The organism is Calothrix sp. UHCC 0171 (assembly GCF_034931845.1).
Classification (GTDB): Bacteria; Cyanobacteriota; Cyanobacteriia; order Cyanobacteriales; family Nostocaceae; genus Brunnivagina.
Genome location: NZ_JAYGHN010000002.1, coordinates 201,037 through 208,277 on the forward strand (window position 1 = coordinate 201,037; position 7,241 = coordinate 208,277).

A 7,241-nucleotide genomic window follows, 5' to 3' on the forward strand; every position below is an offset into this window, starting at 1 on the left:
CTTTAATATTCATGACTGGCTTGAATTCTATCTCGCCAATATAAATATATTGCCTGGAATTTTCCCCAGGCTATTTGAGGTTTAATAAAAATTAAAACTGAAGCAAACAGTAAAAGCCGGAAAAAACGAATAGAAAACACTAAATTATTTGTATAATGTTCTAAAGTTAATAAATAGCTATAGGTACTATGTTGAATTTTTTGTTTGATATATCTATTAGTGATTGAAGAAGGCTGATGTACTAGATTTAATTGCTTAGTAACCGCTATTTTGTAACCAGCGATCGCACAACGTCTACAAAAGTCAAAATCTTCGTAATAAAGGAAATAATTTGTGTCAAACAGTGGACATTCACTAAAATTGCGTAGGTTAATAATCAAGCTACAACCAGAAACCCAATCGCAATCAACATAATCAGCATCACTATTACTTAATAAATCAACAGCCGAAATTGTTCCCGTAAATGGGAAAAAACTACCACCGGCAAACCAAATATCATTTCTCGGTGTGCGGATAATAGTACCGAGGATGGAAATATCTGGGTGATTTTTGAAAAAATATTGCAGCTTTAAGGCAGAATCATCGACAAAATAAGCATCAGGATTAATTAACCAAATGATTGCTTGGCTATCGCGATCGTAAATCCATTTAATGGCAAAATTACAAGCACTACCAAAGCCAATATTACTACCAATATCAAGTATTAAAACAGTTTCGCTAGCTAAATTTTCAATTGATTTATCGTCAGCTGAGTTATTGACAATAATAAATTTATACTGGTTTTCATTACTGGTTGAAGGTAGAGAATTAATTAGTTGATTAATGAGTAATCCCGAATAATAGTTTACCGTTACAAAATAAATCACTTTTGGTTATTAGTTTTAGTTAATGATTAATCGACTTAACAATTAAATCTTTTAACATGTTTCTTAAACTTTGTCGCCAATGAGGTGCGAAGGTTCCTAATATTGCCGATATTTTTGCACCAGCTAATACAGAATAAGCTGGACGACTGGCAGGTGTTGGATAGTCGGCTGTTGTAATTGGTACTACTCGCCGAACTTTGAGAGGAAAACCAATATTTTGGGCTTCTTCAAAAATGGCAACTGCAAAGTCATACCAACTCGCTACACCACTATTTGTGTAGTTGTAAATACCCTGGATATCTTGAATATCCGCAGTTTCTATAACCGATGAAATCGCGCTGGCAATATCTTTTGCCCATGTGGGAGTGCCAATTTGATCGGCTACTACTCGGATTTCTTCACGTTCCCCGCCTAAACGTAACATTGTTTTGACAAAGTTACTTTTACCAAAGCATCCGTATACCCAAGCAGTACGCAAAATTAAATAATTATTAGAAATTTTTTCAATTGCTTCTTCTCCTGCAAGTTTGGTTTTGCCGTAAACACTTACAGGGTTAGTCGGATATGTTTCCAAATAGGGTTGGCTGTTATTACCATCAAATACGTAATCTGTAGAGATGTGAATGAGAGCAGCACCTATTTTTTCAGCAATTTCTGCCATGATTGCGGGTGCAGTGGCATTAATCATTATTGCTAGTTCAACTTCACTTTCGGCTTTGTCTACCGCAGTATATGCCGCAGCATTAATAATAATCTGCGGTTTATTTTGCTTCCCAAAAGAGTTGGTGATTGCATTGACTATACTATCCCGGTTGGTAAGATCGATTTCTGGACGCGCAATTGCTACCAAATTCCCTTGGGGATTGAGAATTTTTTCCAGTTCTTTGCCAACTTGTCCATTACTACCAATTAACAGAATTGATTTAGCCATTCTAGATTAGTTTTCAAACTCAGAAATTTTACTGCTACTTGATGTGCAGACTTGGACTTAATTATCACTTTGAAAACCATAACATCCACTTTCTACTTGGACAAGCAAGGGAATTTTCAAATTGTCACCGCACAAAAAGAGATGATTTTACCGGATTTGCTCAAAAAACTGAGTAATATTAAGCGTTGAGATTAAAAATCACCAAATTATCGCGATCGCTTCTGGGGTTTTTACTCTCTCAAAATAAATATTAGCTTTGAGAAATTGTCACAATTCGTTTATGATTTCGCATCAGTCATGGAATTTATGAGTTCTGGAAGCTTTCTCAAGTCCTTGTCAATATTGCTTAGATACATATAGGCATTAATTATTTCACGGTTACGTAATGTGTTTAATCCACTTTACAGAAATCTGTGTATTTCTTTTGATATAATCTCTACGTGTGTTCCCGCTTTACATTTTCTTTATATTTTGTCGCGCAGCCATTATATATGGCTAGATGCCTCATGGCATAGGGAACTACCAATTTCATAAACCCTATCCAGTTAATCTGGAAACATACCTATGCCCGTAAATTTATTTGACGCAAACTTTTATCGTAGTGCTAATTCTGACTTGCGTGGTCTTGATGATGCCGAAGCGTTAGTTAGTTTCCAAACAGTTGGTTTAAACAGCAACCTGCAATTTTCGCCGTTTGTTGATTTATCTTTCTATCGCGCCAGTAATAGTGACTTAAGTGGGTTCAGCAATCAGCAGCTTTTTGAGCATTTAGCAAATTATGGAATAGCCGAAGGTCGAAAATTTTCCCGAGTTTTCGACCTTAACTTTTATCGTGCTAACAATTCTGACTTATCACCATTTAGTAATGAGCAACTATTCGAGCATTTTACAAATTATGGCTTGAGGGAAGGTCGAAATGCGAGTGAGTATATCACTGCTGATTTTGTGGGTAATAACTTCAGGACTGCCAGAGAAATAGCCGTCACTCCACAACCAGTTACATATCGAGATGCGATCGATAATAATGACCAAATCGATGTTTACAAATTTAACTTGGACTCACAAGATACAAGTTTGCATATCACCTTGAATGGATTGAGTGGAAATCTGGATTTGCAATTGCTAAACGCCAGAGGACATTTGATTACATCTGTGGCAAACTCTGGGAACGCCAACGAATCATTCAGCTTGAACAATTTGACAAATGGTACTTACTACCTTCGTGTTTACCAAGCAAGTGAAGCTGAAAACTCCAACTATAATTTGACTTTCTCCAGTAAGCTGATATCCAATTCAGTTGACACAGTTACTCCAGAAGTTGCGCCTCCAGCACCAACAACATCCACTACTACCAATAATTTCATCCAACAAGTTTTGGATTTGACAAACACAGAACGTATAAAAGGTGGATTGCAGCCACTCCGACTCAATCACCAATTGAATCAATCAGCACAAAATCACAGTGAAGATATGGCACTACAAGATTACTTCAGTCATACAGGAGTGAATGGTTCCAGTGCAGGAGACAGAGCAACAAGTGCTGGATATAAATTCTCGTCTCTTGGTGAAAATATTGCCGCAGGCTACATTACACCTGAAGAAGTGGTTCAAGGATGGATGAGCAGCCCAGGACACCGTGCCAATATTATGAACGCTAATTATCAAGAAATGGGTCTTGGCTATTACTATTTAGCCAATGATGCTGGTAACGTCAACTATAACTACTACTGGACGCAGGATTTTGGTACTTCTAGATAAAAAATTGGGCAGGGGAAAGAAGAAATAACTTCTTAATTCCCAATCTTTAATGCTTAGTGCCCAATTCTCACTTCCCAATGCTCTAATTCAACCAATCGCGGGTAGCTAATTCCAACTCTGTAACTTCCTCATTATTCAGTCGCCAACCCAATGCACCTGCATTTTGTACCACCTGTTGGGCTGTCTTGACTCCAGCAATGGGAATGACATTACCCTGACAAATTAACCAATTCAGTGCGACTTGTGCGGGAGTCCGTCCATATTTATCACCGATTTGTCTTAATAAAGATATCACTGGCTCGATTTTCCGCAAACCTTCTGGTTTAAATCTGGGGTCTGCTTTTCTTGCACCTGTAGGTATTGTGCCGTTATTAGCTGCATATTTGCCTGTGAGTAAGCCCTGGGCGAGAGGACTATAAGCCAAGATTGTCACACCTAATTCGCGGGCAGTATCAATAATTCCTTTGGACTCGACTTGGCGAGAAAGTAAAGAATATCGTACCTGGTTTACAGCCAGAGGGACTCCACGCCGAGCTAAGATTTGGTGAGCTTCGCGCATCTGCTCTGCTGTATAATTACTCACTCCAACTGCCCTAATTCTGCCGCATTCTACCTCATCCGCAAGGGCATTCATCAGGGTATGTTGGCTCATTAAAAATGCAAAACTCCAATGCACCTGATATAAATCAACTTGTTCAACTCGCAGGCGATGGAGACTGGCAGTTAAAGCGTCCTTAACGGCTTTTCCTGTAACTCGCCAAGGTAGAGGCGCATACTTAGTTGCTATTTGTACAGGTTTAGTCGCTTGCTTGAGGAATTCACCAAGGAATTTTTCTGATAATCCAGTACCATAAACCTCGGCGGTATCAAAGAAAGTTATGCCTGCATCCAAGGCTGCTTTGAATGCATTTTCCAGTTCCTCTACGCCGTAGTTATTACCGTAATTCCAAAATAGTTTGTCACCCCATGCCCAAGTACCAATGCAGAGGGGTGTTACTTCTGCACCATTTTGCCCCAGTCTGATGGTTTCCACGTTAGTTTTAATATAGATTTACATTTCTTTACTTATCTATTGTAGTAGTTAATTTGTTAATGGTTAAATTCCTGATGCATAAATCCCGATCGCAAAAAGTCCATTACTCAATATCGCGATGATGCTAGAGAAGTTTATGCTTAAAAACAGATAAAAAAATTCTATTAGTTAACTTTAGATACAAGATGGCAAGCGGTAATTTATCGAATTCGGGAGTAGATAACTCAAGTCTACCCAAGCTCAATTTACTCACAATGTTTCGATTGGGTTTATTTCAGATGGGGCTGGGCATTATGTCCCTGCTGACTCTGGGTGTACTCAATCGAGTCATGATTGATGAACTCAAGGTTTTACCCTTGATTGCGGCAAGTGCGATCGCTATGCATCAGTTTGTTGCTCCCGTGCGAGTCTGGTTTGGACAACTATCTGATTCTAAGACTCTATTTGGCTACCATCGTACTGGCTATGTTTGGCTGGGGGCGGCAGCATTTACATTGATATCTTTTATTGCTTTACAAACTGTCTGGCAGTTGGGTCTGAGTTTACAAAACTCCGGCTGGAGCCTAGTAACCTACGGATGGGCAGCAGTATTGGGGTTATTATTTGCTCTGTATGGATTAGCTTTAAGTATTAGTTCGACTCCTTTTACAGCCTTACTAGTGGATATTACTGACGAAGACAACCGTTCTAAGCTGATTGGCGTGGTTTGGTCGATGTTGATGGTAGGAATTGTAGTTGGTGCAATAGTGAGTTCGCGGTTGTTGGAACGTCCAGAAATCTGTGGCGCAGCAATTTTATCCTACAATCCGACGGCAACAGCCAAAGTAGTTAATATTGCCCAATTACAAGCGTCAGTGAATCCGGTATTTATGATTATGCCGACGATTGTCTTTGGTTTATCGTTGTTGGCGACATTTGGAGTCGAGAGTAAATATTCGCGTTTTAGCACCCGTGTGATTAAAAGCGATCGCGAAGACCAAATTTCCCTGGGTAAGGCGTTACGAGTATTAACAGCCAGTCGGCAAACTGGTGTATTCTTTAGCTTTTTACTGGTGCTAACCCTCAGTATTTTTATGCAAGATGCCATCCTCGAACCCTATGGAGGTGAGGTATTTGGACTTTGTATTGCTCAGACAACTCAATTGAATATTCCTTTTGGGATTGGCACACTCATTGGCATTAGCGCCACTGGTTTTTTGTTAGTTCCGCGTTTGGGTAAGAAAAACACAACCAAGTTGGGTTGTATTGCGGCGGCGGTGAGTTTTGGTTTGATTATGATGTCTGGTTTTAGCGCCAACGTGGGTTTGTTAATGGCTAGCCTGTTATTTTTTGGTTTATCTTCAGGAGCAATTACTGCTGGTGCCACAAGTTTAATGCTCGATTTAACCGCCGCAGAAACAGCCGGAACCTTCGTTGGTGCTTGGGGTTTAGCACAAGCAATGTCACGAGGTTTGGCAACGGTATTAGGTGGTGCAGTATTGAATTTTGGCAAATTGGTATTCGGGAGTCCAGTGCTTGCCTATGGAACAGTGTTTGGATTACAAGCTGTAGGCATGATTGTGGCTGTAATTTTACTGCGACGTGTCAATATTAAAGAGTTTGAACAAGATACTAAAAATGCGATCGCATCTATTTTAGAAAGCGAATTAGATTAATTGGTTATGGGGTATGAGGTTTGGATGATTAGTTTGGATGATTAATTTTGATAACTTAAAGTCTCAATATCAGCCTTCCCTGATTCCCCTTTTCCCTGCTTATTTCCCCTTTTCCCTGATAAAATGACAGATTTCTGGACTACTGTTCTCGAATTTTCTCAAGCAACCTCTGCGGAGATTGGCAAACAACTGATTGAACACTTCGGACAGGTACAAGCCGACGAAAAAGCTGATGGCAGCCTAGTAACTCAAGCTGATAAATGGGCAGATCAAGCCATTCGCGATGCAATTACTGCTAATTTCCAAGGCTATGGCATCCTCAGTGAAGAAGGTGACAAAGTATTTCCCGAACAAGATTGGTGCTGGGTAATTGATCCGATTGATGGTACTACAAATTTCACTCGCGGTATTCCTATTTGGTCAATTTCCCTAGGCTTGCTATACAAAAAAATACCAGTATTTGGTTTTATTTATTTACCAACATTAAATGAATCTTTTCATGGGTATTGGGAAGGTAGTTCAGGTTTAGCCGTTCCGACTGGTGCATTCCGCAACAATCACCCTATTTTTGCCAGTAACGATGCACTGACTAGCAACCATTTTTTCAACGTTTGTTCCCGCAGTACATCGGCAATTCAAAAAGATTTTCCCTGCAAAATTAGGATGCTAGGGGTAGCTAGTTATAATTTTTTAACCGTTGCCAATGGCTCTGTTTTGGGAACTATTGAAGCTACACCGAAAATTTGGGATATCGCCGCAGCTTGGGTAATTCTCCAAGCAGCTGGGGGTTGTTGGAAATCCTTGAAAATAGAACCTTTTCCCGCATCTCCAGGAGTGGATTACAGTAATATTTCTTTCCCGACTTTGGTAGTGAGTCGCCCGGAATTGATTTCTATATTTGAACCTTTTCTTCAAAATGTGAAAATTTAAGGTGATTTGCGAAAAAGAAATTATCCATCTTGTTGTTGCTGTAGCGGGCAAGATGCCTGCACTACAGG

The 7,241-nt window shown here is 39.7% G+C and carries 6 protein-coding genes; 3 read left to right on the forward strand and 3 right to left on the reverse strand.

Annotated elements, in window-relative coordinates; all coding sequences use genetic code 11:
• Nucleotides 1-2: 2 nt before the first annotated feature.
• Nucleotides 3-866: a glycosyltransferase gene (locus VB733_RS02900; protein ID WP_323338602.1), complete on the reverse strand. Its 864-nt coding sequence runs from the start codon at nt 864-866 to the stop codon at nt 3-5.
• A gap of 19 nt (nt 867-885) precedes the next feature.
• The gene (rfbD, locus tag VB733_RS02905) at nt 886-1,797 is read right to left on the reverse strand and encodes a dTDP-4-dehydrorhamnose reductase (RefSeq protein ID WP_323338603.1); all 912 of its coding nucleotides are present in this window, start codon (nt 1,795-1,797) and stop codon (nt 886-888) included.
• A gap of 564 nt (nt 1,798-2,361) precedes the next feature.
• Here rfbD and VB733_RS02910 point away from each other — a divergent pair.
• Nucleotides 2,362-3,555, forward strand: coding sequence for a CAP domain-containing protein (locus VB733_RS02910; RefSeq protein WP_323338604.1), 1,194 nt, complete (start codon nt 2,362-2,364; stop codon nt 3,553-3,555).
• An 82-nt stretch (nt 3,556-3,637) separates the two neighbouring features.
• Here the strand turns inward: VB733_RS02910 and VB733_RS02915 are convergent, their stop codons facing one another.
• Entirely contained in the window at nt 3,638-4,588 is a 951-nt protein-coding gene (locus VB733_RS02915; protein WP_323338605.1) for an aldo/keto reductase, read from the reverse strand.
• A 185-nt stretch (nt 4,589-4,773) separates the two neighbouring features.
• Between VB733_RS02915 and VB733_RS02920 the strand changes: the two genes are divergently transcribed.
• Together VB733_RS02920 and VB733_RS02925 are read left to right on the forward strand one after the other, a co-directional pair.
• Nucleotides 4,774-6,243 (forward strand): BCD family MFS transporter, encoded by a 1,470-nt coding sequence (locus tag VB733_RS02920; RefSeq protein ID WP_323338606.1) that lies wholly within the window; start codon nt 4,774-4,776, stop codon nt 6,241-6,243.
• 123 nt (nt 6,244-6,366) lie between these two features.
• Nucleotides 6,367-7,173, forward strand: coding sequence for an inositol monophosphatase family protein (locus tag VB733_RS02925; RefSeq protein WP_323338607.1), 807 nt, complete (start codon nt 6,367-6,369; stop codon nt 7,171-7,173).
• Nucleotides 7,174-7,241: the final 68 nt, after the last annotated feature.

What these genes read in the sequence shown, in the direction of transcription:
- VB733_RS02920 (WP_323338606.1), top strand. Translation starts at nt 4,774, where the DNA reads ATGGCAAGCGGTAATTTATCGAATTCGGGAGTAGATAACTCAAGTCTA.
- VB733_RS02925 (WP_323338607.1), top strand. Translation starts at nt 6,367, where the DNA reads ATGACAGATTTCTGGACTACTGTTCTCGAATTTTCTCAAGCAACCTCT.
- VB733_RS02910 (WP_323338604.1), top strand. Translation starts at nt 2,362, where the DNA reads ATGCCCGTAAATTTATTTGACGCAAACTTTTATCGTAGTGCTAATTCT.
- rfbD (WP_323338603.1), bottom strand. Translation starts at nt 1,797, where the DNA reads ATGGCTAAATCAATTCTGTTAATTGGTAGTAATGGACAAGTTGGCAAA.